The 24895-nt window shown below is 60.8% G+C and carries 27 protein-coding genes; 13 read left to right on the plus strand and 14 right to left on the minus strand.

All coding sequences use genetic code 11. The annotated features are described in order from the left end of the window. Positions 1–106: 106 nt before the first annotated feature. From HYT87_09015 to HYT87_09035, 5 genes are all read left to right on the plus strand, one after another. Entirely contained in the window at positions 107–802 is a 696-nt protein-coding gene (locus HYT87_09015; GenBank protein MBI2059896.1) for an HAD family hydrolase, read from the plus strand. A gap of 30 nt (positions 803–832) precedes the next feature. Then, on the plus strand, positions 833–2032 hold the full coding sequence (locus HYT87_09020; GenBank protein MBI2059897.1) for a bifunctional 3,4-dihydroxy-2-butanone-4-phosphate synthase/GTP cyclohydrolase II: 1200 nt from the start codon (positions 833–835) through the stop codon (positions 2030–2032). 2 nt (positions 2033–2034) lie between these two features. Continuing rightward, entirely contained in the window at positions 2035–2499 is a 465-nt protein-coding gene (locus HYT87_09025; GenBank protein ID MBI2059898.1) for a 6,7-dimethyl-8-ribityllumazine synthase, read from the plus strand. Between the two features lie 13 nt (positions 2500–2512). Beyond that, the gene (nusB, locus tag HYT87_09030; GenBank protein ID MBI2059899.1) at positions 2513–2935 is read left to right on the plus strand and encodes a transcription antitermination factor NusB; all 423 of its coding nucleotides are present in this window, start codon (positions 2513–2515) and stop codon (positions 2933–2935) included. A gap of 144 nt (positions 2936–3079) precedes the next feature. After that, positions 3080–3700, plus strand: coding sequence for a hypothetical protein (locus HYT87_09035; GenBank protein MBI2059900.1), 621 nt, complete (start codon positions 3080–3082; stop codon positions 3698–3700). A 1594-nt stretch (positions 3701–5294) separates the two neighbouring features. Here HYT87_09035 and HYT87_09040 read toward each other — a convergent pair. Continuing rightward, entirely contained in the window at positions 5295–6263 is a 969-nt protein-coding gene (locus HYT87_09040) for an aldo/keto reductase (protein ID MBI2059901.1), read from the minus strand. Positions 6264–6267: 4 nt separating this feature from the next. After that, on the minus strand, positions 6268–7077 hold the full coding sequence (locus HYT87_09045; protein ID MBI2059902.1) for an SDR family oxidoreductase: 810 nt from the start codon (positions 7075–7077) through the stop codon (positions 6268–6270). Between the two features lie 73 nt (positions 7078–7150). Between HYT87_09045 and HYT87_09050 the strand changes: the two genes are divergently transcribed. Both HYT87_09050 and grxD read left to right on the plus strand, forming a co-directional pair. Beyond that, complete coding sequence (locus HYT87_09050) at positions 7151–7390, plus strand: BolA/IbaG family iron-sulfur metabolism protein (GenBank protein MBI2059903.1); 240 nt, start codon at positions 7151–7153, stop codon at positions 7388–7390. A 22-nt stretch (positions 7391–7412) separates the two neighbouring features. Next, positions 7413–7730, plus strand: a complete 318-nt coding sequence (grxD, locus tag HYT87_09055) for a Grx4 family monothiol glutaredoxin (protein ID MBI2059904.1) — start codon at positions 7413–7415, stop codon at positions 7728–7730. A gap of 155 nt (positions 7731–7885) precedes the next feature. On the opposite strand, the gene HYT87_09060 is transcribed toward grxD, so the two are convergent. From HYT87_09060 to HYT87_09115, 12 genes are all read right to left on the minus strand, one after another. Next, positions 7886–8908, minus strand: coding sequence for a hypothetical protein (locus tag HYT87_09060; protein MBI2059905.1), 1023 nt, complete (start codon positions 8906–8908; stop codon positions 7886–7888). Positions 8909–9050: 142 nt separating this feature from the next. Further along, a complete protein-coding gene (locus HYT87_09065; protein MBI2059906.1) occupies positions 9051–11090 on the minus strand; it encodes a hypothetical protein in 2040 nt (679 codons plus the stop codon). 73 nt (positions 11091–11163) lie between these two features. Beyond that, positions 11164–11577, minus strand: a complete 414-nt coding sequence (locus HYT87_09070) for an iron-sulfur cluster assembly accessory protein (protein ID MBI2059907.1) — start codon at positions 11575–11577, stop codon at positions 11164–11166. Between the two features lies 1 nt (position 11578). Next, entirely contained in the window at positions 11579–12178 is a 600-nt protein-coding gene (locus HYT87_09075) for an NADH-quinone oxidoreductase subunit B (GenBank protein MBI2059908.1), read from the minus strand. Between the two features lie 42 nt (positions 12179–12220). Then, complete coding sequence (fabF, locus tag HYT87_09080) at positions 12221–13459, minus strand: beta-ketoacyl-ACP synthase II (protein MBI2059909.1); 1239 nt, start codon at positions 13457–13459, stop codon at positions 12221–12223. Positions 13460–13489: 30 nt separating this feature from the next. Beyond that, positions 13490–13738 (minus strand): acyl carrier protein, encoded by a 249-nt coding sequence (acpP, locus tag HYT87_09085; protein MBI2059910.1) that lies wholly within the window; start codon positions 13736–13738, stop codon positions 13490–13492. A gap of 48 nt (positions 13739–13786) precedes the next feature. After that, entirely contained in the window at positions 13787–14566 is a 780-nt protein-coding gene (gene fabG / locus HYT87_09090) for a 3-oxoacyl-[acyl-carrier-protein] reductase (protein MBI2059911.1), read from the minus strand. Next, the gene (fabD, locus tag HYT87_09095) at positions 14556–15542 is read right to left on the minus strand and encodes an ACP S-malonyltransferase (protein MBI2059912.1); all 987 of its coding nucleotides are present in this window, start codon (positions 15540–15542) and stop codon (positions 14556–14558) included. Before fabD ends, fabG begins: the two co-directional genes overlap by 11 nt. Beyond that, positions 15536–16516, minus strand: coding sequence for a ketoacyl-ACP synthase III (locus HYT87_09100; protein ID MBI2059913.1), 981 nt, complete (start codon positions 16514–16516; stop codon positions 15536–15538). Before HYT87_09100 ends, fabD begins: the two co-directional genes overlap by 7 nt. A gap of 1 nt (position 16517) precedes the next feature. After that, positions 16518–17528: a phosphate acyltransferase PlsX gene (gene plsX / locus HYT87_09105; protein ID MBI2059914.1), complete on the minus strand. Its 1011-nt coding sequence runs from the start codon at positions 17526–17528 to the stop codon at positions 16518–16520. 4 nt (positions 17529–17532) lie between these two features. Further along, on the minus strand, positions 17533–17712 hold the full coding sequence (rpmF, locus tag HYT87_09110) for a 50S ribosomal protein L32 (GenBank protein MBI2059915.1): 180 nt from the start codon (positions 17710–17712) through the stop codon (positions 17533–17535). A gap of 37 nt (positions 17713–17749) precedes the next feature. Further along, positions 17750–18274: a DUF177 domain-containing protein gene (locus HYT87_09115; protein ID MBI2059916.1), complete on the minus strand. Its 525-nt coding sequence runs from the start codon at positions 18272–18274 to the stop codon at positions 17750–17752. A 346-nt stretch (positions 18275–18620) separates the two neighbouring features. Here HYT87_09115 and mraZ point away from each other — a divergent pair, with 346 nt between their 5' ends. From mraZ to murF, 6 genes are read left to right on the plus strand one after another with little or no spacing between them, the layout of a single operon-like run. Continuing rightward, a complete protein-coding gene (mraZ, locus tag HYT87_09120) occupies positions 18621–19061 on the plus strand; it encodes a division/cell wall cluster transcriptional repressor MraZ (GenBank protein ID MBI2059917.1) in 441 nt (146 codons plus the stop codon). Beyond that, positions 19058–19984, plus strand: coding sequence for a 16S rRNA (cytosine(1402)-N(4))-methyltransferase RsmH (rsmH, locus tag HYT87_09125; GenBank protein ID MBI2059918.1), 927 nt, complete (start codon positions 19058–19060; stop codon positions 19982–19984). Before mraZ ends, rsmH begins: the two co-directional genes overlap by 4 nt. Continuing rightward, positions 19981–20253, plus strand: coding sequence for a cell division protein FtsL (locus HYT87_09130; protein MBI2059919.1), 273 nt, complete (start codon positions 19981–19983; stop codon positions 20251–20253). The genes rsmH and HYT87_09130 overlap by 4 nt, the downstream gene beginning before the upstream one ends. 4 nt (positions 20254–20257) lie before the next feature. Next, the gene (locus HYT87_09135; protein MBI2059920.1) at positions 20258–21967 is read left to right on the plus strand and encodes a penicillin-binding protein 2; all 1710 of its coding nucleotides are present in this window, start codon (positions 20258–20260) and stop codon (positions 21965–21967) included. A 7-nt stretch (positions 21968–21974) separates the two neighbouring features. Further along, positions 21975–23453, plus strand: a complete 1479-nt coding sequence (locus HYT87_09140; GenBank protein ID MBI2059921.1) for a UDP-N-acetylmuramoyl-L-alanyl-D-glutamate--2,6-diaminopimelate ligase — start codon at positions 21975–21977, stop codon at positions 23451–23453. After that, positions 23443–24894: a UDP-N-acetylmuramoyl-tripeptide--D-alanyl-D-alanine ligase gene (gene murF, locus HYT87_09145; GenBank protein ID MBI2059922.1), complete on the plus strand. Its 1452-nt coding sequence runs from the start codon at positions 23443–23445 to the stop codon at positions 24892–24894. Before HYT87_09140 ends, murF begins: the two co-directional genes overlap by 11 nt. Position 24895: the final 1 nt, after the last annotated feature.

Raw genomic sequence — 24895 nt, forward strand, 5'->3', positions numbered from 1 at the left:
TTCGCCGTTCATTCTCAAGCCAAGGCTACCATCTCTTCCGTACCCAGGCAATCGGATATCTCTTTCAGCCCGGACCCGGCGCGAGTATAATCGGGCACCCGCGGTCATGAAAAAGATTGGCGCGTTTTTCGATATCGACCACACCATCATTCACCATTCCACCGGCCGCATCTTTACGCTGTACCTGTATCGGAAGGGCTACCTTCAGGAGAAGCATCTTCTGAAAATGGGCTGGTACGAGATGCTCTACAAGATCAACAAGATGGATTGGCAGCGCATGATGGAGTACGGCCTGCGCATTTTTCACGGAATGCGGGTGACGGAGCTGGTGGACCTGATGGACGACTGTTTCGAGAAAGAGATGAAGCCCCAGATTTACACGGATGCCCGAACGCTTATCCAGGAGCATCAGAAGAAAGGTCATGTCGTGGTATTCAACACGGCCACGATCCGGTACATGGTGGAGCGATTCCAGGAGTACCTGGGGATCCACCACGCCCTCTGTTCGAGCGTGGTGATTCACGACGGATTCATTACGGGGCAGGTGGGACAGGTTTGCTACGGGGCGAATAAGGCGAAACTGGCCGTGGAATTCTCGCAGGAGAGGAACGTGGACTTGTCGGAAAGCTACTTCTACACGGACAGTTTGTCCGACCTGCCGCTCCTCGAGATCGTGGGCCGGCCCCGTGTGGTGAATCCCCAGCTTCTGATGAAGCGTGAGGCGCAGAAACGGGGTTGGGAGGTGCTGGAGTTCGAGCGAACCGAGGGAGGAGAGGAAGCCGCGTTGAACCGGGCCAAGTGAACTGGTAGGATAAGACCCCAAGGAGAAATGATGTCGGTATGTTCGATTGAAGAGGCCATCGGAGAAATCCGAAAGGGTCGCATGGTCATCATGATGGATGAAGAGGATCGCGAGAACGAGGGCGACCTCGTCATGGCGGCGGAGATGTGCTCCCCCGAGGCGATCAACTTCATGGCGAAGTACGGGCGAGGGCTGATCTGCGTGCCTGTGACAAGAGACAAAGCCAGACAGCTCGGCCTGTCGCTCATGGTGACGGAAAACACGTCTTCCAACACCACCGCTTTTACCGTTTCGATCGATGGGAAGGACGGCGTGTCGACCGGGATTTCGGCGTTCGACCGCCACCGGACGATCCAGCTGATGGTGGGCGACGACACGAGGGGCGAGGATTTCGCCCGCCCAGGCCACATTTTTCCGCTCATTGCGCGCGACGGTGGAGTACTGGTGAGGGCCGGGCAGACGGAAGGATCCGTCGACCTCGCGCGGCTCGCCGGACTCAAGCCGATGGCCGTCATTTGCGAGGTGATGAACGAGGACGGAATGATGGCACGCCAGATCGATCTCGAACGGTTCGGCAAGGAGCACGGGATCAAACTTTGTACCGTCAAGGACCTGATCGAGTACCGGATGCTGAACGAACGACTCGTGCGAAAGCAGGTCGAGACCCGGCTCCCGACGGAGTTCGGCGAGTTCGATCTCATGGCCTACGAGAACGTCATCGACGGGGCCGTTCATCTGGCGCTGGTGAAGGGACCGATCCACCGCGACGATCCGACGCTCGTCCGCGTTCATTCCCAGTGTCTCACCGGGGATTGTTTCAGCTCACTGCGTTGCGATTGCGGACCGCAGCTCCAGCGTGCCCTCCAGATGATCCACGAGGTTGGGAAGGGCGTGCTGCTTTACTTGAACCAAGAGGGGAGAGGCATTGGGCTTCTCAATAAGTTAAAGGCGTATTCGTTGCAGGACAAGGGGAAGGATACCGTGGAGGCGAATAAGCTTCTGGGTTTCAAACCGGACCTTCGGGAATATGGGACGGGAGCGCAAATCCTGCACGACATCGGGGTGGGCAAGATGCGACTGATGACGAACAATCCCAAGAAGATCGTGGGTCTCGAAGGTTATGGCCTGACCATTGAGGAACGCGTGCCGATTGAAGTTGAGTCGAATTCCCGGAACGTGCGTTACCTCCGCACGAAGAAGGAAAAGCTCGGCCATTTATTGTCTCTCTAATCATGCCCACGATTGTCGAAGGGGATTTGGTTGCCGGCGGACTGAAGTTTGCCCTTGTCGTCAGCCGGTTTAACAAGACCATCTCCCAGAACCTGCTGGATGGTGCCCTTGATGCGTTGCGCAAGCACGGGGTCAAGGACGATGCCGTCACCGTGGTGTGGGTACCGGGTTCATTCGAAATTCCGCTTGCCGCGCGCCGATTCGCGCGGAGCAAGAAAGTCGACGCCGTGATCTGTCTGGGTGCCGTCATTCGGGGGGGTACACCGCACTTTGAATACATCGCCGGCGAGACCTCTTCAGGCATTGCCCATCTGGCTACGGAGTTCGAGATCCCCGTCATCTTCGGCGTCATCACCGCCGATACGATCGAACAGGCCATCGAGCGATCGGGCGCGAAAATGGGCAATAAGGGCTGGGATGCGGCCCTCGCCGCCGTCGAGATGGCGAATCTCCTCAAAAAGATCTAACCGGGCCTCGCCGATGGGGGCGCGTCGCAGAGCACGGGAACTGGCTTTGCAGGTACTTTACGAAAGCGAATTCCGCGCACTTCCCGCCCACTCCATCCTGTCGGAGATTTGCAGTCACAGCCGATGGAGCAAGTCCGAATCCGATCGCGCCAAGGTCCTGGTGGAAGGCGTCGGATCACACGCACGGGAGATCGACGACCTGATCGGCCGGGTGCTCGAGAACTGGCGGCTGGACCGGCTGCACATCATGGATCGAAATGTTCTCCGCCTCGGCGTCTATGAATTGCGATTCTGCAAGGACGTCCCGCCGAAGGTGGCGATCGACGAGGCGATCGAAGTCGCCAAGAAATTCGGGACTGCGGATTCCGGTGGGTTTGTGAACGGCATTCTGGACCGCGTCTTGAGCTCCGGTTCCACCGCGCACCATGTCGCCTAGGCTTTGTCACGAGATGAAAGGCAGTATGCGTTTGGCAACATGGTGCGTACGCCCCGCCCTCATTCGAAAGAATAGATTGGGAGCGGGGCTACTGTACCGCGTCCCAGCGCGGTACCGGACCCAAACATTGTCGGCGCGGTACTCGTGCGCGTCATCCTGACCGTCGAAAGCCTGCTGGACATTCCGGCGGACATGATTGTTCTGCCGCTCTTCGCGGATGAACGGCCGCTGAGGGGAGGGACGGGGTGGGTGGATTGGCACGAGTTGGGCGGTCTCTCGCGGCTCGCCTCCGCGGGCTACCTCACGGGGGCGTACCAGGACCAAATTCTCTATGCGCCGCTGCCCTTCTTCAAGAGCCGGAAGATGCTGCTTGTGGGTATGGGCGACCGGCGCGATTTCACCTACTTCAAGGTCTTCAAGCTCTACCGAAGCGTCATGGAAACGCTGGCCAAGCTTTCCGTGCGCGAATGCGTGCTGGGCCTTCCCGGCAAGACCGGGGGAGACGTGGACTTGCCCCGCTTCGTGGACCGAATGGTCAATGGATTGGTGGATGGAGCGTGGCAGGTGGAGACTTTCCTTGAGCACGGCGTTCTGACCATTGCCGAATCCGGGCCCGTTCGAGAGGAGATCTACATCACGCTTCAGCATACGCGGTCGGAATTGAAGGAAAAGGTTTCGATGGCGGTTATCCGGCACGACCAGCGCCCGAAGTTCGGCGCACCCGGCGCCGAGACGGGACCCGACACCCTCGACGCGGCGATCTGACCGGAGGCATTTTGCGCTTGACATTCCGCGGCATTTTCTGATACCCGTTTCACATGAGTCAACGCGTGTGGGGTAATGCAAGGAGCGTACGGAATGGGGGAGCGCCGAAGATCCCCGAAGAGCTAAGTCCACCCTTGGAAAAGAATCTTTGGCCCGTGCGCATTGCCGCCAATAAGAAACCTCCAAGAACAAATGAGCGGCTCCTACGCACCGTGGCAGCACATGAGAACATTGGGGGCAGGCGTAGAGGAGGAACGAGAAGGTGCATCATTTGTAGGCAAGGGCGATTCGTCAGCAGGGCGGGGTATCTGCTCGTAGTTCTCAGCTTCGCTGTCCTTGGCGCGGCATGCAGCGAGGGTGGGTCTGGCAGTGGGTTCACCGGCGTCGGCCTGAAGCTCCTTCTGAATTCTGAGGTCGGCACCGGCACTTTCCTCCGCGAAGGTGGTACGATCTCGAACCCGGCACGGTCATTGGTGTCTGGCACGGGTGGGTAAATCTAGGAGGAGTTCTTACTTCCGGACCCGCCGCAGCATCGTGGGGTTCAGGTCGGATTGATGTCTTCGCGCGGGGAACAGACAGCGCGTTGTATCAGAAACGGTACGACGGCGCCTGGCAGGATTGGGTAAATCTGGGTGGAGTGCTGACGTCCGACCCCGGCGCCGTCTCGTGGGGGTACGAACGTGTTGACGTCTTTGCTCGGGGAACGGATGGCGCTCTGAAACAAAGGTGGTATGAGAATGGCTGGCACGACTGGGAAGACATGGGAGGCCAGTTGTATGCTCCTTGCCGGATCGGCACATCGTGTAGGTTACCTTCGATTGCACGCCGTTCCGGGGAGAGCGCGGTGCTGCCGTTTCCCTAGCGCCGCGTTGAACAAATGGTTGAGCCGTTAGGTTGGAGGGGTATCGCGGTTCTTCTGACTGGTTTGCTGATCGCCGGGTGCAACAACCAAGTCTCAAATCCACCGAGGGCCGAAGCCAGCTCAGCCGAGGAAAAAGAACCTGAAGTTGTCGACAACGCATGCCCGGGCAAGCCGTATAGTTGTGAGTGCAAGTCGCAACCAGACGACGAGCTTAAGGGGACTTTTCTAGGCAAAGAGTTTGAAGAGATACGATATCCAGGTTCGGTGATCGACCTCGAATTCGGTGGTCCGCATGTAGTCGAATCCAACGACGACTATCGACAAGAACTGTTCGACTACAGGCTCCCCTTGTCATTTACGGCAGGGTTCGCCCAATCCTGTGATAGATTTGAGGGAATCACCTTGCGCCGTACAGACAGGTGGATGCTACCTCCGTCAAAGGTGCAACATGCCAATTCGCCTCCCGTCGTGGTCTACATGTGGTTCGCCCCAGGCGGCAATCCGGAACGTACTCCGGGATACTGCTATTCTGAAGCGTTCCACCTGGAAGGAAATGATTGTACGTACCAGACCGAAATCTATCTCCGAACTGCCGGGCCTGGTGACGTAACAACTTACAGGATTGTTGTTCTGAATTACTTTGAAGACTCGCCGTATGTGGACCAAGCCACAGGAACTTATGTCCGCGATTTCGTTTTCTCCGCCCCTCCTGCCCGATAGGCCCCAAGAAAGTTATCCGCCGTAGAAGTTGCGCGGCCAGGCGTGCTTCTTGAGTTCTTCGAGCACGTCTTCAGACAGAGGCGACCCACCGGAAGCCCGAACGTTTTCCTCGACGTGTTCTGACCGGCGCATACCGGGAATGGTGGTGGAGACCGCCGGAGGGCTGAGGACAAATTTGAGCGCGCCCTGGGCGATGGAGCGAACGTCATCACGAACCAGGAATTTCAATTTTTCGGCCCGATCCACCGTTTCCGTGAGTCGTTTGCCCTTGAAATATCGCCCGCGGAAGTCACCCTCGGCGAACGTCGTTTTGGAGGTCAATTTTCCCGTGAGCCCGCTTTCGTCCAATGGGCAGCGTGCGATGACGCCGGTTTCGTGCTTCCGGCAGGCGGGGAACAGATTCTGCTCCGGAGATTGATCGAAAATATTGTAGATGACCTGCACGCAGTCGATTTCTCCCGTTGCCACGGCGTCGACGCCGCAGTCGGGATCATGATCGTTGAGTGAGAGGCCGAAGAAGAGGATCTTACCCTCCGCCTTCAGTTTCTCCTTGGCTTCCTTCCATTCGTCCTGTGAAGCCCAATCCTTGTGCCAGACGTGATATTGGAGGAGATCCACCTGTTCGAGCTGGAGATTCTTCAGGCTCTTGTCGACGCATTCCTTCACCCACTTCACGGGGAAGGTCTTCAGAATATTGGGATTGTCCGGGGGCCAGTGGTAGTCCTTCGGGGGGACCTTCGTTGCCACGTAGGCCGGCTGTTTCGTTTCTTTGAGAATGGAGCCGATGAGCCGTTCGCTGTGGCCGTCGCCGTACACCAGCGCGGTGTCCAGGAAATTGATTCCCAGTTCCATGGCCCGGATGATGGCGGGCCGCGAGTTTTCGTCCTGCGGTCCGCCCCACCAGGTTCCGCCGATCCCCCATGACCCCAGGCCGATTTCGGAAACGCGCAGTCCGGTTTTTCCAAGTTCGCGATATTGCATCCGGCTACTCCGCCTTGATTCGGAGAAAGCGATCCATGAGCCTCTCGGTGAGTCCGGATGGCGCAAGCCAGTCCAGTCCCGCGCCCAACTTGTTCATCATGCCGGGGATGACCAACCGTTCGGCGCCCGACGCTCCTTCGACCACGGCGCGCGCGACCTCATCGGGTGTGTTGGAGAGTCGTGGAGAGGGGCGCCGCAGATCGGCGTTCTTCCCAAATCTCTTCGCGCTTTTCTGGAAGTCGGTGGATGTGATTCCGGGGCACACGGCCATGACATGAATGCCGTACGGCTTGAGCTCGCTTCGGAGGGCGTCCGAAAGGGCGTTCAACGCCGCCTTGGACGCGCTGTAGGTGGCGAACTTGGGAATGGGCCGCAGGCCCGCCATGGACGAGATGTTGATGATCATGCCGGACTTCTTCGATTTCATGATGGGGGCGACCGCGTAGATCATGTTGAGGACTCCAAACAGGTTTGTTTCGAGCATCTCGCGGTGCTCCTCGATGGGGGCGGACAGCAGATAGCCGTAGACGCCGTATCCGGCATTGTTGACCAGGACATCTATGGTTTTGAAAGCTCGCGTGATCGAATCGACGGCCTGCTCGACTTCCCGGGGACGGGTGACGTCCGCTCGGGCCACGTACGCGATCGAGCCGGCCTTCTGAACTTCCGATTGGACCTCCTCCAGCGCGCTCGACGTGCGCGCGATGAGTCCAAGCTTTGCCCCTTCCCGGGCGAAGGCAAGGGCGGTGGCACGACCGATCCCGGCGGAGGCGCCGGTGATCACCACCACGCGATCCTTGAACGTCCACCGCATGCGGACGAGACTATCTTTGCCGTGCCGGGGTTGTCAATGGACGCACGGATTTCTGGTACAATACCGGCGTTACATGGATGCGACAATCATTATCAAGAAGATCCAGGCGTCGTTGGACGGCGCCCGTGTGGATGTAAAGGACCTGACGGGGACGATGGATCACTGGCAGGTCACGGTGACCGCTCCCCAATTCAGGGGCAAGTCCCTCGTGGAGCAACACCGGATGATCTACGCCATACTCCACAACGACATGGAAGCCCAGGGCGGCGGGATCCACGCGCTGTCCATCAACACGGTCATATCAGAGTCGTAACTCCGAAATCAGCGAGGTGAACATGGCACCAACGGAACTCGTCAAGAAAGTCGAAGAGCAGGTTAAGGGGAACAAGGTCATCATTTACATGAAGGGTGAGAAGGATTTTCCGCAGTGCGGGTTCTCCGCGCGGGCGGTGGAAGTTCTCAAACAGTACAACGTCCCGTTCAAAGACGTAAACGTGCTGGAGGACGATGACCTGTGGGGGGCCTTGGAGGACTACTCCAAATGGCCCACGGTGCCCCAGATTTTCATCAACGGCGAATTTGTCGGCGGGTGTGACATCATCACGGAACTCCATCAGAAGGGTGAGCTTCAGAAACTGATTGACAAGACCTAGACGGACTGAGCCGCAGCGGTATGCTCGGCGCGGGCACGATTTGAGTTTCCCCCAACGTCCAAGGACGCACCCATAAAGGGTGCGGCTACCAAGACCGACCGCGTAGGCGCAGGTTTTGTGCCTGCGTCTTCGGGAGCGGCCACGGTCTGCGCCGGCTATTCGGATGTCGGGGGCCTGGTGAGTCGCTCCTTGAAGAAATCCCAGATGGGTTTCATGCCGAAGAGGTACCCGTAGGGAACTTGAAGGATGGGGGTGGGCGAGGTCGGGAAGTCGTTGATCAATTCAAAGTAAGGGTAGATGTCCGGCGCGGTTTCGCAGTGGTACGGCTCGTCGTCGCCCGACTTGTACCAGTCCACTTGGTGGTCTGAAACGAAGGCCCTGAGCTTGGGATCGATGCGCACCGCCAGGTTGCCGGTGCTCGAGCCGCCGGAATGACCAATGAGGCCGACGCGGTCGGGGTCCACATCCTCCCGGCAACGTATGTACCGGAGGCCGAGGAGACTTTCGTACACCCGCAACGAGATCAGGTTGAAACCGTTCAGGAGAAGCGTCCGCGTGACCTCGTGTTCATCTGCGTCGATGTTCATGGCTCGAAGGGTAAGCATGAGGATTGCGTAACCGTGCGCGGGGTATTCATTTCCGTGGAAGGTGTCGCGGTAGATTTCCGCGGTGTCACCGTGGCCGTGGAGGGCGACGATTCCGGGGGATGGCCCGCCTGTTTTCGGAGTAAGGAGGATGCCTTTGAAGGTTCCGACAAGGGGATCTTCGAATAGGAGCGCGGTCTCTTCGTATTCGGCGGATGAGGTTTCCCCGGTGATGGCGACCTTGAGTGGACGGTTGTCCAGTCCTTCCTCAAGGAAGCGCATGTTCAGGCGGTCGAGTAGCATCTCCCGGAGCGTTTCGGCCGGCATCGGTTCGGCAACGATGGGTGTTCGACCCGCCGGGATGTCGGAAAGTTTCCGGTTTAGTTCGTCCTCCGTGATGGGGCTTGCGTACGGGGCGGCGATGGCGGGAAAGGCGAGATAGTCCCCGGTGCAGCTCTTCGAGTCCTCACAGGCCCAGTCCGCGCCCGGCTTATCCTCCACCGTCAGCGTCCGACACCCTTCGGGACGACTTTGGGTATCGGCGGTGCAACCGCAGGATACGGCGAGCGCCGCGAATATCAGGGCTTCGAGCAAAATGGATGCCTGGCGCGAGTCTCCCGCAGGCGTAAAGCCTGCGCCTACCCTGAATGCACATTCTCGGTAGCCGCGGGCTTTAGCCCGCGTGATTGCGCGAGAGGGTCTAGCGACGCTGTCCCGCAGGAAATGGCGGAAGAGGTCAGGGGGCTTGAAGATCATCGAGCACAGACGCTCCGGCCCGGATGAAGATGGGGATGCGATCGAGAGGCACCGGATCTTCGAAGTCCACCGGTCCGGTGAGCCGGCGTGACCGGTTCCAGAAGTCGACCCATTTGCCCTTGGGGAGGTAGACACTCTGTGTGCGCTTCCCCACTTTCCACACGGGAGCGACCAGAATATCGTCGCCGAAAAGGAACTCCTCCCAAAGATCTTTGGCGCGGGGATCATCGGGATAATTGAAGACGAGCGGCTTGGCGATGGGGCGCCCGCTCCGATGCGCTTCCTGGGCGTGGCGGTAGGTGTAGGGCACGAGCGCGTGGTGAAGTTTTACGTACATGCGGTAAATGTCGATCATTTCAGTGTCGTAGCGGGGATTGGTTGGCATGTCCCATGGGGCGCGGGAGCCGACCCCTCCGATTTCCATGATCGGGCAGAAGGCGCTGAACTCGATCCACCGGGCGAAAAGCTCACGATCGCCGAACTGCTCATAGCCGCCCGTGTCGGATCCCCAGATGGGGAACCCGTTGAACGCGTTGTATTGAACCGCAAGGATAGCCGAACGCAGTCCGAGATCGGTCGGAGCGCCCAGAATGTTTTTGCCCGGGATGTCGCCGGCGGAGAATACAGCCCACTGTTGGCTTCCGGCGTAGCCGGCGCGGGGGTAAACGAGAAAGTCGTCTCCGCGTTCGGCTCGCATGATGTCGTGGTGCACTTTGGCGAACAGGACCGGATAGTCGTTGCGCACTTCACGGCCGGTTCGACCATCGCTGTAGATGTCCGTCACCGCGTCGGGAACATCTTCGTCGCCGCGATCCAGCTTAAGACCGGCGAAACCCATCCTGACGAGCGGTGTAATTTTATCGATCCACCATTGGACGGCGTCCGGGTTGGTGTAGTCGATAATGAAACGGGAGCTTGGAGCGAGGAAACCTCCATCCGTCGCCTCGCGATGGGTGTTGACGCCGGTGGCCCAGGGCGCCACCCAGAGAAAGACGTGATAGCCGCGCGCGTTGAGCGCATCGACTATCTGCTGTGGATTCGGAAAGCGGGTCTCGTCCCATACGAGATCGCCGAAACCGGGTTCCTCGGGAATAGGGAGATCCGGAAGATCGCCCGTGGCCCAGGGACGATCGATGGTGTAGTTTCCGACGGGGATATCGAGGGCCTCGTAGTGGGTCACGTCGTCCACCACATCGGCATTCATTTCGATTCCGTCCAGAAGGGCAGGCGGCGCGGTGCGGTGTTCATCCCGCCATCGCCAGTGCTTGAAGGCCCATTCAGGGGGAAGGAACGGGCGGCCCGTGAGGGTGGTGTAGCGGTCGAGAATCCGGTCGTGCGTCGGCCCGCCGATGAAATCGAAAGTCCAGGTTCGGACGCCGGGCGGCATTTCGAACTGGATATCGATGGCTTCGCGCTCGGTGGCGGCGAGATCGTACGTTCCGATGGAAGTTCCCTCCACGTAGATCCCGTAGCCGCGCGAGGTCTGGAAGAACGGAGTGTAGAGCGCCACCGAGTTGGCCACGCGCATCGGGACGATGAGGCCGCGCCTGTCGAGAGACCCCAACTCCGCCGGGATGAACTCGCTGGTTACGGGGTTTGAGGCGATCCGTTCCATCAGGCCATAGATGATTTCGTTGGGTGGGGATTGAAGGCGCAATCCGGCAGCATTGGCGGCGCCTGGCGGCGGGGTGAGATTCAATCGTGCGACGCCGTTGAGAGGGAAGGAAAGTTTCAGCGTCGCATCGCCCGCGGTTGTGGGGCACTGAAAGTGAACGTCGTCACCCTCGCGTTCGAATCCGGAGACGGCGGTGATGGGCACGCGCTTGCCTGCCAGGGAGAAGAACAGGGCAGGTTTCGCGCCCTTCACCTCTCCGTTTCCGGTATGGAAGATCAGTCCACCCTCGGATCGAGAAATCTCGATGGTCGCCTCCGGCCCGCGGATTTCGACCCTTCCGTTCTCATCGGACACGCGCACGCGAGGGAAGGAGGAAGGACAGGCCGATACGAGGATCGAGCTCAAGGCCAGTAGGGCCGCATGTGTTCGGATGAGGGTGCGATGGAGTGAGAAGAACAAGCTCGAACGCGTCAGGCGATCACGCCTGGAAGGAGAGGCCGCAGCCGCAGGAGCTTTTGACGTTCGGATTCTTGAACTCGAACGTGCCCGCGAGAGGATTGGAACCGGCATCGAGGACCGTTCCCTTGAGATAGATCAGGCTCTTCATGTCGATGAATACCCGTACGTTCAGCGGAGCATCGAAAATCTTGTCGGTTGGACGCGCCCGCTTTTCGGGGTCCATCTTGTACTGCATGCCATTGCACCCGCCGCCCACGACACGAATTCGGAGGCCGTAACGGCCGCTCTCGTCCTGCACATTTTTAGATTTTAGAAGATCAATCAGCCGCTTGGCGGCTTTCTCGGTTACGGCGAAGGGTTGTTTCGAATCTCCGGACGGGGGCCCAGGTGTGGGGAGTGATCCGCCGGCCAAAGAATGTTCCGTTGTGTCCATATCAAGTGGGGATGGATGCCATGGGTTGCGGTGGCCGCTCCGGGCTCGTGCCCTCTCCGCCTGAGGCGGACACTTCCCCCATCCTGGAGGTCGGCACCACGTACGGCTTGCGCGTACCGCGATGACGAAGCGGTTGCTCTTCACGAATGAGCTTTTGGAGATACATCAGGCCGTCGGCCAGTGCTTCGGGTCGGGGAGGGCATCCGGGGACGTACACGTCAACCGGAATGACTTTGTCCACGCCGCGGAGGACGGAATAGCCGAGGTCGAAGAGCCCGCCGCAGTTGGAGCAGCTTCCCATCGAGAGGACCCACTTGGGCTCGGTCATCTGTTCCCAAAGAAGGCGGACGCGTGTCGCCATTTTGTACGTGATCGTTCCGGCGATGATCATCACATCGGACTGCCGCGGCGTGGCGCGGAAGATCATACCGAAGCGATCGAGGTCCAATCGCGGCCCGCCGGACTGCATCAGCTCGATTCCGCAGCACGCGGTGGCAAACAGCATGTACCAGAGCGAATTGCTCCGGCTCCAGTTGATGAGATCTTCGAGCTTGGCCACCACCACGGTGCCCGCTTCACTGACCGAATCGCGAATGCCCATCCCGGTTATTATCTCAGAGTTGGGACCAAAGGGCCAATTCGCTCAAGACGACCGCTTAAACAGCAGGCAGGCGTTGGTGCCGCCGAAGCCGAAGGAGTTGGAGAGGGCGTAGCGGATCTCTTGGGCGCGGGGCGTGTTCGGGACGTAGTCCAGATCGCACTTCGGATCGGGAGTGTCGTAGTTGATTGTTGGAGGGAGCATGCGATTCTGAATGGCGAGAACGGTGTAGACGGCCTCAATGGCCCCGGCTGCGCCGAGGGGGTGACCGGTCATCGATTTGGTGGAGCTGACGGCGAGTTTCGCGGTGCGCGGGCCGAAGACCTTCTTGATGGCGGCCGTTTCGTTCATGTCGTTGTATTCGGTGGAAGTGCCGTGGGCATTGATGTAGTCGACCGCCTCCGGACCGACCTGGGCATCGTCCAGAGCCATCTGCATGCAACGAGCTGCGCCTTCGCCCTCGGGCGCCGGGGAGGTCATGTGATAGGCATCTCCGTTGAGGCCATAGCCGACGACCTCCGCAAGGATTTTCGCCCCCCGATTCACGGCGTGTTCCCATTCTTCGAGGACCACAACTGCGCCGCCTTCGGCCAGGATGAAGCCATCGCGCTCTTTCTCGAAAGGACGACTTGCTTTTTGCGGGTCACCGTTCCGAGTGCTGAGCGCCTTCATTGAGCCAAATCCGGCGATGGCCAAAGGGCACACGACCGATTCCGCCCCCCCCCCGAGCATGATATCCGAGGTGCCGTTCTGGATCAGGCGGAAGGCTTCGCCGATGGCGTGGCTGCCCGCGGCGCAGGCCGTGGTGGTGCACAGATTCGGACCCTTGGCGCCGAGCTGGATGGAAACATGCCCGGCGGCCATGTTGGGAATGACGAGGGGGATGAAGAACGGCGTCACGCGCCTGGGGCCTTGTTCCACCAGAGTCGAATGGGTTTTCTCGATCATGGAAAGACCGCCCATGCCGACTCCAATGACGACACCGGCGCGGGAGGCATTGTTTTCGGCAATCGAAAGCTTCGCGTCTTCGACGGCCATCCGGGCGGAGGCCACGGCGAATTGGGAGAAGCGCTCCATCCGGCGGGCCTCTTTCTTTTCGACATAGTTTTCCGGGTTGAAATCCCGCACTTCGCCGGCAATCTGGGTGGGATACGTTGACGCATCGAACTGGCTGATGCGGCCGATACCGGACTTCCCTTCCATGAGGGCCGTCCAGTTCTGGCTCACGCCGGTGCCGAGCGGGGACACGATGCCGAGGCCCGTGACCGCCACCCGCCTGCGCACCGGACCCGGAGAGGGCCGGTTGCTCACTCGCTACTGGGACTGATGCTGCTTGATATAGCCGGTGACGTCCTTGACCGTCTTGATTTTCTCCGCCTGGTCCTCGGGGATTTCAATGCCGAATTCCTCCTCCAGGGACATCATCATTTCCACGATGTCCAGGGAGTCGGCGCCCAGATCGTCCACGATGGAAGAGTCGATCTTCACTTCGTCCACGTCCATTCCAAGCTGCTCTGCGATGATTTCCCTGACGCGCTGTTCGGTGTTTGCTGCTGCTACCATGGGGTTCCTCCCTGTCCCCCGCCCACGTTGGGGCGGGAAACCTTATGGTCACATGTACAAGCCGCCGTTGATGGAAACGACTTGTCCCGTTATGTACGAGGCCTTGTCCGAGGCCAGAAAACAGACGATTTCGGCGACTTCTTCCGGCCGCCCGAAACGTCCCAGTGGAATCTGTTGTTTCATGTTTTCTTTCGCCTTTTCGGGGAGCTTCTCCGTCATTTCGGTTTCCACGAAGCCCGGGGCCACCGCGTTCACGGTGATCTCGCGTCCGGCCAGCTCCCGCGCCAGCGATTTCGTGAAACCCACGAGGCCCATCTTGGACGCCGCGTAGTTCGTCTGCCCGACGTTTCCGAAGAGCCCGGAAACGGACGCAATGTTGATGATGCGTCCCCAGCGTTTTTTCATCATACCCTTGGCAACCGCCCGACTCAGGGCGAAGGCCCCTTTCAAATTGGTTCGCATGACTTCATCCCATTCGTCATCCGACATCCGGATGAAGAGATTGTCCTTGGTGACGCCCGCATTGTTCACGAGAATTTGAACGCCTCCCCATTGTCCGTCAAGTTCGAGGCACATCTTCCGAGCCTCGCCGGTATCCGCCACGTCGAACCCGTAGGCGCGCGCTTCCGCTCCGGCCGATTTCAGCTCCTGCACGACCCGATCCGCCGAGTCTTTGTTCGACCTGAACGTGAACGCCACCTTGGCCCCTCTTGCGGAGAGAAGTCGAACGATCTCCCGACCGATGCCCCGGCTTCCCCCGCTGACGAGGGCCACCCGGCCCGACAGGGGTTTTTCGGGGGTCGCATTCACACTCGATTCAGGCGGCATGAGACGTGTACGCCGTGGAGAGGGCCTGCCTCAGTTTTTCGTTCCATCCCGCCGACTCCATGGCAATGCATGCGGCCTGGGGGGCGATACGGCGGACGAGGCCCGTCAGGACCTGGCCTGGGCCGACTTCCAAGAAAATCTCCACGCCCGTTTCGCTCATGTGCTTGATCGTATCTTCCCATAGCACAGGCGACACGATTTGTTGAGTCAGCCGGCGGCGGGCCTCCTGAGCAAAAGAGGCGTCATCCGGCGCCGGGTGAGGACGGGCCGTAACATTCGAGTAGACCGGGATCGCAGGTTTCCGGAAGGTGAACCGCGCAAGCAGCTCCTGCATGCGGTCCGCGGCGGGCTGCATCAGGGAGCAGTGGAAGGGGGCGCTCACGGAGAGGGGAATCACCCTCTTGGCGCCCCGCCCGCGGGCTTCTTCACCCGCCTTCTTGACCGCCGCCGCCTCTCCGGCAATGACAATCTGTCCGCTCCCGTTATAGTTGGCGGGGGAGACGACGCCGTTTCCGGAGGACACACTGCGGCAAACCTCGTCCAGCGCCGCACGATCGAGTCCCAGCACGGCCGCCATGGCGCCCCGACCGGGCGGAACCGCATCCTGCATATACCGGCCACGCTCCCTCACGCATTGGAGGGCATCGGCGAATTCCATCGCTCCGGCGGCCACGAGGGCCGAAAACTCTCCGAGACTGTGCCCTGCGCATGCGGTGGGCGTGAGGTCGAAACTCTTTCTGAGATGCTGGAGCGCGGCCACGCTTGCCGCGAGGATGGCCGGCTGGGTATTCGCGGTGAGGGTGAGTTCCGATTCCGGCCCCTCAAACATGAGTTTAAGGAGGGCGGTGCCGAGGGCCGGATCGACCCGCTCCAGGAGGGCACGGCAGTCGGCGTCCGTGTCGTACAGCGATTTCGCCATGCCGACGTACTGGCTCCCCTGGCCGGGGAAGATGAGCGCAATTTTTCTACTTACCATCGGAGGGTCATCGCGCCCCACGTCAGCCCTCCGCCCATGGCCGCCAGGATCACGACATCTCCTTCGCGCAGGCGGCCTTCTCGTGAGGCTTCATCCAAGGCGATCGGCAGGGAAGCGGCCGACGTGTTGCCGTACTTGTCGATATTCACGAACACCTGGTCGTCCTTGAATCCGAGTCTTTCCTGAATGGATCGGATGATCCGGAGATTGGCCTGGTGAATCATCAGGAGGCGCACGGTGTCGGGCTTGAGGCCGTTGCGTTCGATCTCTTTTCGGATCGCGGCCTCGGTGGCGCGCACGGCCCACTTGAAGACCTCGGGTCCGTTCATATGGATGAACTGCTCGCGCGCTTCCAGCATTTTCAAGCTCGGCGGCCGGGCCGATCCGCCGCCGGGGATGCACAGGAAATTCCCGCCCTTGCCATCGGCGGCCAGATGGAACGACACGATTCCGCGCGACGAGCGTCCGTTCTTCGAGAGGACCGCCGCGCCCGCGCCGTCGCCGAACAGGATGCACGTTCCGCGGTCCTGCCAATCCGTCACTTTCGAGAGGAGATCGACGCCCACCACGAGTATTTTCCCCGCGTCGGTCGACTTGAGCATCGAATCGGCGACCGAGAGGGAGTGAACGAATCCGGAGCAGGCGGCGTAGAGGTCAAAGGCGAACGCGCGGGTCGCGCCGATTTCCTTCTGGATGAGGCATGCGGTGTTGGGCATGATGGAATCCGGGGTCGTCGTGGCGACGATGATGCCGTCCAGATCCTCCGGGCGCACTTTCGCCTGATGCAACGCCGCCGTCGCCGCGCGCGCGCCGAAAATCGAGCTGGATTCCCCTTCCGCGGCAATCCGGCGCTCCCGGATGCCGGTCCGTTCGACAATCCAGGCGTCCGAGGTCTTGACCATCTTCTCGAGGTCGGCATTCGTGAGGCGTCGCTCGGGCAGGGCGCTTCCGAGGCCGGCGATGATGTTGCCCACGTCAGTTCTTGACCATGTGGTGAAACACCCGTTCCATCTGGCCGATCAAGTCCTTGTGCGCCAGCTCGGAAGCGGATCGGACGGCGTTGCGGATGGCCTTGGGCGATGAAGCGCCGTGCGAAATGATGGTGATGCCGCGCACGCCCAGAAGAGGCGCCCCGCCGTATTCGGCATAGTCGAGTCGCTTCGCAAGTTCCTTGAGATAGAGCGCTGGGACGGCCGACACCACCTTGCGGAAGGTTGATTTGGTGAGCTCCGTCTTGATGAGCGAGAGGATCATTTCCGCGAGACCTTCGCTGGCCTTTAGGATCGCATTGCCGACGAAACCGTCGCAGACGACCACGTCGACCTTACCCTTGAAAATGTCCCGCCCTTCCACGTAGCCGGTGTACCGGACGGGCGCCGCCTTCAGCGCCTCCGCCGTTTTTTGGGTTAAGTCGTTTCCCTTGGATTCCTCTTCGCCGTTCGCGAGGAGCCCCACCGTGGGGGCCGATTTACCCAGGAGCGCCTTCATGTACGTGGCGCCCATCACGGCGAAATCCCGGAGGTGTTGCGGTTTGCAATCGACATTCGCGCCCGCGTCGATGAGGAGACAGGTGGAGTTGTTGGTCGGAACGGGGGTGGCGATGGCGGGCCGTTCGATGTCCGCGAGCCGTTTCAGGGTGAAGAGCGCACACGCCATCACCGCGCCGGAGTTGCCCGCGCTGACGAAGGCAGAGGCTTTTCCATTCCTTACCGCTTCAAGTCCCACCACGATGGACGAACCTTTCCGACGGATGGCCTTGGCGGGGCTCTCGTCCATGGCCACCACATCGGGGGCGTCCAGAACCTCGATGGGGAGGTCGTAATAGGAGAAGCGCTTCAGCTCATGATCCACGGTGTTCTTGCGGCCTACGAGGAGCACCGGAATCTTGAGGTCGCGGGCGGCCTGAATGGCGCCGTCCACCGCGGCCATCGGCGCGTGATCGCCGCCCATCGCGTCCACCGCGACGGGAAGAATTTTCGGGGTCAAGGGCCTACTTTTCCGCCGGGAAGATTTCGCGTTCCTTGTACGTTCCGCACTGGGGGCAGACCGTGTGCGGGCGCTTCACGTTTCCACACTTCGGGCATTTGGAGGAGGCCGGCACGGCCAGGCCCGTATGGGTCCGCTTCGAGAGCGTTCGGGACCGTGAATGTTTGCGCTTGGGATTTGGCATGTGAACTCCTGACAGTCGTGCGGAGCCTCGGACGCCCCTAGCGGGGGCAGCCGCAGGCTCCCGGGTTGAGGTTTGCGCCGCACCGGGGGCACAGGCCTTTGCATTCCTCACGGCAGAGGAATCGCATCGGCACGGCGAGGTTCATGTGTTCCTCGATCATCGGATCGAGGTCGATCATACCAGAAAAGTAGGCTTCCGTCCCCATCTCCTCCGCCGAGAGTTCCACGTCGGCGCGACCGGCGCCACGGCCGTGTGGAGCATTTCGATGGCCGCCCCGCCGGTGGGAGGCTCGATCGGGTTCGTCCTCCATTTCGACCACCTCCTTGCGGGGGACGCACAGAAGGTCGAACTTGTATCGGAGCGGGCAGGGGAACTCCGCCAGACAGCGCACGCAAACGGCTTGAACCGTGACAGCAAGTGATCCCCTTACGAGCACGTCTCGATGGCTTCGCTGGAGGTGGATCTCGGCTTCGAGCGGCCGGGTAAACGTGAGATCATCCACCATGCTCCGCTTCTGATGATGCTTGAGCCAGTCGACATCCATCTCGACGCGAAGTGACATGCCTTCCTGCGGTATCTGATCCACCCTGATTTTCATGGGATGTCGTTTGTGATTGTGCTTTGCCCGGTCTCAATATCTCGATCGGGTCCGATCGAGCGGGCGGATTATCCCAATTTTCGTCCGCGTGTCAAACGCCCCCATGTTGCGCGGTCCCGTGCCAAGACTTCGGGCGACTCAACGGCTCCCGCGTCAGTCCCGGTCGAACCTCACATTCCACTTTAAGTTTCCCAACGCCGCAAAAGCCTCTTTATAGGCAATCGTGGGATATTACTTGACAAGAAAACCACAGAATTGTATATTGTCCCATGAAATGGTATGAAATACCGTACGGATCTGACGGAGGCACATGGACAGTTTCAGAGGCAGTTTCGTCCACACAATTGACTCCAAGGGACGTCTCAGTATCCCCTCAAGATTTCGGCAACTTCTCAAGGAAGCTTATGCCGCGGACAGCCTTGTTTTGAGCCACTACGATGGGTGCCTCAGGGCCTTTCCGCTCGCCGTGTGGGAGAAGATGGAAGACCGAAACCGCGAGAAGTTGGATCTCCTTCCGTTTGCCGATCCCGCGGCGATTCGGACGATCCGCTCCATCAATGCCAATGCGCAAGAATGCGAGGTGGACCGATTGGGCCGGATTCTCGTTTCGAGGAATCTGCGCGAAGCGGGGGACCTCAGGCAGGACGTGGTGATCGTGGGGATGACGACCTATTTCGAAATTTGGGCACGCGAGCGCTGGTTGGCCCAGCTCGAGAAGGACCGCGAAGCGGCTGTTTCGGGTGGGGCATGAGTCCAGCGGGCCAGGCGTGGGAACACCAACCGGTGATGGTGAACGAAGTGGTTCAGTGGATGAACCCGTCGGCGAACAAAGTGTACGTTGACGGCACGCTGGGCGACGGCGGTCACTCGGAGGCGATCCTGGAGGCCTCGTCGCCGGACGGCATTGTCGTCGGCGTGGACGTCGATGACGATGCGATCCGTTCGGCGCGGGATCGTCTCCGCCGGTTCGGTGATCGTTTTCAGACCGTGCGTGGAAACTTCCGCCGTCTGCAATCTCTCTTGCGAGAGGCGCCGGCCTTTTCGCGCGAGGAGGCGAAAGCGGATGGCATCCTCTTCGATCTGGGCGGGAGCACGCGGCAGTTCCTCTCGCCCGAACGGGGATTCAGCCTCAGCGCGGACGGGCCGCTCGACATGCGGATGGACCGCACGCTCCCGACGACGGCGGCCGATGTGGTGGCGGAGGAGCGTGAGGACCGGCTGGCCGAAATTTTCAAGGACCTGGGTGAAGAGCGGTTCGCGCGCCGGGTGGCCCGAGACCTGGTTCGTCGGCGAAGGCGAAACCCCATCAGGACTACGCGCGATCTCGCCGACTGCGTGGCGGGCGCGGTGGGGCCGCGACGCGGCCGTCTTCATCCGGCCACGAAGGTGTTCATGGCCCTCCGGATTTTCGTAAACGAGGAAATGGAAGCCCTGGAGGAGGGCCTGCGGGAGGCGATTCAAGCCCTGAAGCCGGGTGGACGATTCCTCGTGCTCACCTATCACTCGCTGGAGGACCGTCGAACGAAGCATGCTTTTCGCGATGCGAGCCGGGGAGATTCCCCGAAGTTTGTACTCTTATCCCGGAAACCTCTCACGCCCTCCGTTCGTGAACGGCGGGAGAATCCCCGTTCGCGCAGCGCGAAGCTCCGCGGTGTGGAGGCGCTGCCGGGGTGAAGTTGAAACTGGCCGTCCTCGGCCTTCTCAACGCCTTTCTCCTCCTGGGCTACGTCTGGTGCCGGCTCCAGACGTATGACATCGGCTACGAGATCAGCCGGAATCTCGAAGAGCTACAGACCGCTCGCGATTCGAATTCGAGGCTGAGGCTGGAGTACTCGCGGCTGTCTTCGCCGTCGCGAATTCGCGACGAGGCTGAAAACCGATTGGGCCTGAAGCCGCTCCGGCCGGCGCAGCGTGTGGTCTTGGAGGTTCCAGTCGGTGGATGAGCCGGTGAGATCCTGGCGCGAACGATCGTCCAGGCGATTCGCGGTCCTGACCGGAATACTGTCTCTGGCGCTCGCGGTCATCGGCGGGCGGGTATTCATGCTCGCCTATCTCACCGATCCGGAGATCGCGAACCGGGCGCGCCGGCAGCAGGGGGATGTCATTGAGCTGGCGCCGCGTCGAGGGAAGATCCTCGATCGCAACGGGACCCTCCTTGCCATCAGTCGCCAGATGGCCTCCGTGTACGCCCATCCGAGGAAAGTTCAGAACAAAGTCGCCGCGGCGCGCCGGCTGTCGCCGTTCGTCGGCCGATCGCCGGAAGCGGTTCTTCGCGATCTGCGTCAAAACAAGAACTTTGTCTGGATCGCCCGACAGGTGTCCCCTGCGGTCCGCGATGATCTTGAACGACGACCGATTGAGGGCGTGGGGTCATTTCCGGAGTACAAGCGGTTCTACCCCTCGGGCCCGATGGCCGCGCATGCGCTCGGCTTCGTCGGTCTCGACGGAAAGGGCCTGGAAGGGATCGAGCTCGCGTATGACACCCTCCTGAAAGGAAAATCCTCCACGCTGGTCATCACCCGCGACGGGCTGGGCAACATGATTTTCGACGGCGTGTCGGATGAGTACGAGAGCGAGGGGCAGGGCCTCGTGCTGACGATGGATCTGAACGTCCAGTCGCTCGTCGATGCCCGCCTTCAGGAGGCCGTGGATTCCTCGGGAGCCAAGCGCGGCTGGGCCGTGGCGATGGACCCGCAGAGGGGCGAGATTCTGGCCTGGTCCACCGTTCCAAGCTTTGATCCGAACGCCTTCCGAACCCTCTCGCCTCATCAGTGGAAGAATCACCTGGTGGCCGACGCCATCGATCCCGGCTCCACCCTGAAGGCCATCGTGATGACCGCCGCGCTGGAGACCGACGCCTTCAACGAGAAGGACACCCTGTACTGTGAGAACGGCGAGTACAAGTTCTACGACCGTGTGATCCACGATTTCCACAAATATGAGAGGCTCAATTTCCTCGAGGTGTTCCAGCTTTCGAGCAACATCTGCGCCGCGAAAATCGGGGTCGATCTCGGGCGAAAGACGGTCTATGAATTTGTGAAAAAATTCGGTCTCGGCGACCGGACGGGGATCGACCTTCCCGGCGAAATCCGGGGGTTGATCTCGCACTATTCGTCGTGGACGCCGGTGGACGTGGCGAACATTTCCTTTGGGCAGGGCCTGGCCGTGACTCCCATCCAGATCGCGGGCGTATTTTCCGCTTTTGCCAACGGTGGGCAGCTCGTTACGCCTCACCTTGCGAAGAAAGTGACCGACGCGCATGATCGATTGGTGAGGGAGATCGACTTTCCACCCGGCCGCCGGGTGGCCTCCGCTCGCACCATCGAGCGCGCCGTGCGGATTCTGGAAAGCGTGGTGACCGACAAGGGCACGGGCCGTCTCGGGATGGTCGAAGGATACCGCGCGGCCGGCAAGACGGGAACGGCGCAGAAATTGGATCCCGTGACCAAGACGTATTCGAAGGACGCCTACGTGGCCTCTTTCGTCGGATTCGCGCCGGCGGATTCGCCGCGGGTGGTTCTGCTGGTCATGCTGGACGAACCGCGAAAGATCATCTACGGCGGGGTTGTGGCGGCGCCGGTCTTCCGGGCCATCATGACGGAACTGCTCCCCTATCTGGGTGTCTACCCGAACTCGGCTGACGTCCGCACATCCTGATCGACACGTGAAACTCTCTGCCCTCCTCAAAGGAATCAAGCCGGTCCGGTGGAACGTGGCGCGGGACACGGAAATCCTTCACCTGACCGCGGATTCGCGGGACGTGAAGCGCGGCTCGGCCTTCATCGCCGTCCGGGGAACAAAGTCGGACGGCCATCAGTTCCTGGCTCAGGCGAGGGTGAACGGAGCGGCGGCGTGCATCGTCGAAACGGTGCCGGAAGGCGAGTTGGCCCGAAGCGTGCCTTGGGTCCTCGCTCCCAGCTCCCATGAGGCGATGATTCATGCGGCGAGAAATTTTTTCGGCGATCCGGCCTCCCAGATGACCGTGGTGGGGGTGACCGGCACGAATGGGAAAACGACGTTCACCTACCTGATGGAAGGGGTGCTGGAAAGCGCGGGAATGCCCACCGGAGTCGTAGGGACCGTGAACTACCGGGCTCGTCGGAAGATCTGGCCCAGCAAGAACACCACACCGGGCGCGGTCGATCTCCAACGTATGCTCTCCGAAATTCTGAAAATTGGAGCCAAACACTGTGTCATGGAGGTCTCCTCCCACGCCCTCGACCAGAAGCGGGCGGACGGAATCGAATTCGACATCGTGGTCTTCACGAATCTGACCCAGGACCATTTGGACTATCATGCGGACATGGAAATGTATGGGAACGCGAAGCGCCGATTGTTCACCGAGCTCCTGGAATCCAGCCGGAAGAAGCGGAAGGCGGCCGTGGTGAATGTCGACAGCGCGTTCGGCGCGGCCCTCGCCCGCCAGCTCCATGGGCGGGTCGTCCGGTACGGATGGGAGACGGGTGACGTGCGGGTGTTGCAGTCGCGAGGCGATGAAAACGGAACCCAGGCCGTGGTGTCCACTCCCGAAGGCCCGGTGGAAGTTCACTCGGCGCTCGTCGGCCGTCACAATCTCTACAACATTCTTGCGGCCGTGGCCGCCGGTTGGGCGATGGGTCTGGGCCGGGAAGACATGAAGCGGGGCATTGCCCGCGTTCGCACGGTTCCGGGCCGGATGGAGAGGGTGGATCACGCCGGCCGATCCGTCTGGGTGGACTACGCCCACACGCCCGATGCCTTGAAACACGTGCTTTTGGTGACGAAAAGCATCACGCCGGGCCACGTCACCTGCGTTTTCGGCTGCGGCGGCGACCGCGATCGCGGGAAGCGTCCTCAGATGGGAAAGATTGCATCCACGCTCGCGGATCGCGTGATCATTACTTCAGACAATCCCCGCTCGGAGGACCCGCTCCGCATCATTGAGGAGATCAAGCGAGGAATCGAGGCCCGGCCCGAGATCGAAATCCTTCCCCTTCCCGACCGCCGGCAGGCCATCGTCGAGGCGGTGCGAGGGTGCGGTCCCGGAGACGGCATTCTCCTCGCAGGGAAAGGGCATGAGGACTATCAGATCATCCGCGACAAGAAACTCCCCTTCAGCGATGTAGCGGTGGCGAGGGAAGCGTTGAAGGCCCATGCGTCCTGAGGCGGAAGCACGAACGGTGAAGTTCACGCTGAAAGACCTGATGCGCGCGACCGGAGGAATTTTCCGGGGGGGTCGCTCCACGGCCACGTTCGACGGCGTCAGCACCGATTCGCGGGATGTTCGCTCCGGCGCCCTCTTTTTTGCGCTCTCCGGCCCGCGGTTTGATGGCCACCGGTTTGTGGTTTCGGCCTTGAAATCCGGCGCCTTCGGAGCGGTGATCCGGGAGGGTGAGGCGCCCTCCCTCCGGGGCCCGGCCACGGCCGCCCGGGAGGAGAGCATTCTCGTGGAGGTCTCGAATCCTCTCGACGCCCTCGGCGACCTGGCGCAACAGGCGCGCGCTCGCTTCGCGGGGGCGGTGGTGGGAGTGACCGGCAGTAATGGCAAGACCACAACCAAGGAAATCCTCCGACTCCTTCTGGGCACCCGACTCGACGTGGGGTGCACCTCGGGAAATTTCAACAATCAGATCGGCCTGCCCCGGACCCTCCTGGGGTTCTCCGGAGATGAAAAAGTCTGGGTCCTTGAATTGGGAATCAATCAGAGGGGCGAGATGGAACGACTGGCGGCCGTCGCATCGCCCACGATCGGGGTGATCACCGACCTTTCCGAATCGCATTTGGAAGGGCTGGAGTCCGGAGAAGGGGTCGCCGAAGAAAAGGGCAGGATGTTTTCCAGGATGGGGTCGGACGGTGTGGCGGTCGTCCCTTTTGGAAATCCGTTTGTGCCGGTTGCGCTTCGATCCTTCGCCGGACGCGCGGTGACTTTCGGGTTGGACGAGCGGGCGGACGTCCATGCGCGAAATATCCGCCGAGAGGGAATCCGAGGCGCGCGATTCGAACTGCATTCGAGGGGGGAAAAACTGGACCTCCTCCTTCCGGGGGGGTCCACACCGGTTCTCCTCAATACGCTGGCGGCCATCGCCGCCGGCCAGGAAGCCGGATTGGAACTCGGGGACGTTGCGGCGGGGATCGAGAAATTCACACCCGTCAAAGGGCGACTGAACGTCATCGAGGGACGATGGACGATCGTGGACGACACGTACAACGCCAATCCGGCTTCCACGATCGCGGCCCTGAAATTTCTGAAAATGGAGATGCGTCCAGGAAGGACGGTCTGCTGTTTGGGGGACATGAAAGAGCTAGGGACGGCAAGCGAGCGATGGCACAGGGCCATCGGCCGGGAAGCGGCAACGCTGGGCTATGGCTGCATCATTGCAGTGGGGAACATGGCTTCGTGGGTTGCCGAGGGGGCCAAGGAAGGCCGCTGTCCTCCAAACAAAGTTTTTTCGTGCGGAACCGCGGACGAAGCGCTCGACGTGTTGCGGGAGCAGCTCCGCCCCGGGGACGGCGTGCTGGTCAAGGGCAGCCGCGCCATGGCGATGGAACGAGTGGTTGAGGGGTTGAAGAAAATGGAGGAAGAGATTCGTGGATCGTCCTCCTGAC

This window comes from Nitrospirota bacterium (genome assembly GCA_016180645.1).
GTDB lineage: Bacteria > JACPQY01 > JACPQY01 > JACPQY01 > JACPQY01 > JACPAV01.

What these genes read in the sequence shown, in the direction of transcription:
- HYT87_09015 (MBI2059896.1), top strand. Translation starts at nt 107, where the DNA reads ATGAAAAAGATTGGCGCGTTTTTCGATATCGACCACACCATCATTCAC.
- HYT87_09020 (MBI2059897.1), top strand. Translation starts at nt 833, where the DNA reads ATGTCGGTATGTTCGATTGAAGAGGCCATCGGAGAAATCCGAAAGGGT.
- HYT87_09025 (MBI2059898.1), top strand. Translation starts at nt 2,035, where the DNA reads ATGCCCACGATTGTCGAAGGGGATTTGGTTGCCGGCGGACTGAAGTTT.
- nusB (MBI2059899.1), top strand. Translation starts at nt 2,513, where the DNA reads ATGGGGGCGCGTCGCAGAGCACGGGAACTGGCTTTGCAGGTACTTTAC.
- HYT87_09040 (MBI2059901.1), bottom strand. Translation starts at nt 6,263, where the DNA reads ATGCAATATCGCGAACTTGGAAAAACCGGACTGCGCGTTTCCGAAATC.
- HYT87_09045 (MBI2059902.1), bottom strand. Translation starts at nt 7,077, where the DNA reads ATGCGGTGGACGTTCAAGGATCGCGTGGTGGTGATCACCGGCGCCTCC.
- HYT87_09050 (MBI2059903.1), top strand. Translation starts at nt 7,151, where the DNA reads ATGGATGCGACAATCATTATCAAGAAGATCCAGGCGTCGTTGGACGGC.
- grxD (MBI2059904.1), top strand. Translation starts at nt 7,413, where the DNA reads ATGGCACCAACGGAACTCGTCAAGAAAGTCGAAGAGCAGGTTAAGGGG.
- HYT87_09070 (MBI2059907.1), bottom strand. Translation starts at nt 11,577, where the DNA reads ATGGACACAACGGAACATTCTTTGGCCGGCGGATCACTCCCCACACCT.
- HYT87_09075 (MBI2059908.1), bottom strand. Translation starts at nt 12,178, where the DNA reads ATGGGCATTCGCGATTCGGTCAGTGAAGCGGGCACCGTGGTGGTGGCC.
- acpP (MBI2059910.1), bottom strand. Translation starts at nt 13,738, where the DNA reads ATGGTAGCAGCAGCAAACACCGAACAGCGCGTCAGGGAAATCATCGCA.
- fabG (MBI2059911.1), bottom strand. Translation starts at nt 14,566, where the DNA reads ATGCCGCCTGAATCGAGTGTGAATGCGACCCCCGAAAAACCCCTGTCG.
- fabD (MBI2059912.1), bottom strand. Translation starts at nt 15,542, where the DNA reads ATGGTAAGTAGAAAAATTGCGCTCATCTTCCCCGGCCAGGGGAGCCAG.
- rpmF (MBI2059915.1), bottom strand. Translation starts at nt 17,712, where the DNA reads ATGCCAAATCCCAAGCGCAAACATTCACGGTCCCGAACGCTCTCGAAG.
- HYT87_09115 (MBI2059916.1), bottom strand. Translation starts at nt 18,274, where the DNA reads ATGTCACTTCGCGTCGAGATGGATGTCGACTGGCTCAAGCATCATCAG.
- mraZ (MBI2059917.1), top strand. Translation starts at nt 18,621, where the DNA reads ATGGACAGTTTCAGAGGCAGTTTCGTCCACACAATTGACTCCAAGGGA.
- rsmH (MBI2059918.1), top strand. Translation starts at nt 19,058, where the DNA reads ATGAGTCCAGCGGGCCAGGCGTGGGAACACCAACCGGTGATGGTGAAC.
- murF (MBI2059922.1), top strand. Translation starts at nt 23,443, where the DNA reads ATGCGTCCTGAGGCGGAAGCACGAACGGTGAAGTTCACGCTGAAAGAC.